The 1,513-nt window shown below is 61.5% G+C and carries 1 protein-coding gene and 1 pseudogene; both read right to left on the bottom strand.

The genetic code is table 11. The features are described from left to right. On the bottom strand, positions 1-1,274 hold a 1,274-nt coding region (tssI, locus tag ACTJK7_RS29040; protein ID WP_440819241.1), incomplete at its 3' end, for a type VI secretion system tip protein TssI/VgrG. Between the two features lie 131 nt (positions 1,275-1,405). After that, positions 1,406-1,513, bottom strand: a pseudogene (locus ACTJK7_RS29035) (Hcp family type VI secretion system effector); the annotation flags it as partial.

The following is a 1,513-nucleotide window of genomic DNA, read 5'->3' as shown; positions in this document are numbered from 1 at the left end:
CCGTACTGGGCGCCGGCCCAGGCGCTGGAGACGCGCAGCCAGCAGCTGGTCTTGTCGTCGGCCTGACCTTCACGATCCCAATGGAACTGGACTTTCACGCGGCCGTATTCGTCGCAGTGGATTTCTTCACCTTTAGGGCCGGTGACCACGGCGCTCTGGCTGCCGAGGATGCGCGGTTTCGGGTGGCGCAGGGGCGGGCGATTCGGCACGTCCCACGGGGTGGCCTGGAAGCGGTTGCGGTAACCCTGATGGAGATCGTCTTTCAGCGCGGTGGTGTCGCTGGTCACCGACTCTTCCAGCACCTGCGGCTGCTTGCCTTCGTGGTGGACTTCGGTGAGCAGCCACAGGTCATTCCACTTGGCCTTCGGGTGTTCTTTGAGTGCGAGGAAATGGCCGCTGACCAGCAACGGCTGGTCGCTCTTGCCTTCGGCGAGCTGGAAGTCGCTGCGGTGGCGTTCGAGGGCGCGTTTTGCCAGGTGTTTGCCGCGCTCGCGGTCGATGAAACGGCCCGGGTAATCGTAGTCCTCGAGGTCGGGCAGGGCATCGCCGCGGTTTTCGCTTTCCAGCGTCAGGCGCGGTTTTTCGAAGTCATAGTCGCGGCGGGTGGTGCGGCTGGTACGGGTTTCCAGGCGCAGGTCGAAGCGTTTGATCACCGGGTTGCTGGCGACCATGCCGGAGTCCTGCTGATAGGCCACCGGCGCCAGTTTCTTGAACACCGTCTGGTCATCGCCGAACACCAGTTTGTGGCCCGTGGCGCTGTGCTGGAAGTGGTAGTGAATGCCTTCTTCTTCGCACAGGCGCTGGATGAAATGCAGGTCCGATTCGTCGTATTGCACGCAGTAAATGCGATCGGGGTAGATCGAGCCGGTCTGGAAGGCGTAGGCGTTGCCCTGGATACCGTGTTCTTCAAGGACCTTGCCAATGATTTTCGGCACGCTGAGGTTCTGGAAGATCCGCTGGTTGATCCGGTGCGCCAGGTACGCCAGTTGCGGGCGCAGGGTCACGGAGTAGCGCGTCAGGCGCTTGCCGGAATCGCCTTGCGCGGCGCGGTAGATCAGGCCGTGGATGCCGCTGCCGTCGGGCGACAGCTGCAGGAAGGCCGGTTTGTGCAGCAGGGTTTCGAGGTCCAGCGACGGCTGCTCACTGACCAGCTCCACCTCGAATACAAAAGGCTGGCTGATGGCTTCCCGGCCGCTCAGGGTAAATACCTGAAAGTCGGCGGAAAGACCTTCGATGGTCAGGGCAAAGTGGGTTTCATTGGCCGGCGCGAACATCCCTTGTTCCTCGTGCTGTACAGCGGCGCTCGTCGACGCCCGCAAAGCGGGTCAACGTACGCGAAATTCTGGAGGGGCGTAAACAACATCGACCAGCAGAGCTGGCCGATGCTTGAAACGATCAGCCGTAATTAAACGACTGGAGCACGCCAGTCATCGGAACCCGAAGTACCGGATACTTCGTGGGTCCAGGTGATTTTGCGGTAGGTGAACTGCACTTCTTCCAGGTGGGTGAAGTG

The organism is Pseudomonas sp. 22085, assembly GCF_052045815.1.
Taxonomy (GTDB): Bacteria; Pseudomonadota; Gammaproteobacteria; order Pseudomonadales; family Pseudomonadaceae; genus Aquipseudomonas; species Aquipseudomonas glycinae.
The sequence above is the reverse complement of the archived record's forward strand: the minus strand, read 5'-3'. Positions and strand labels throughout refer to the sequence as shown.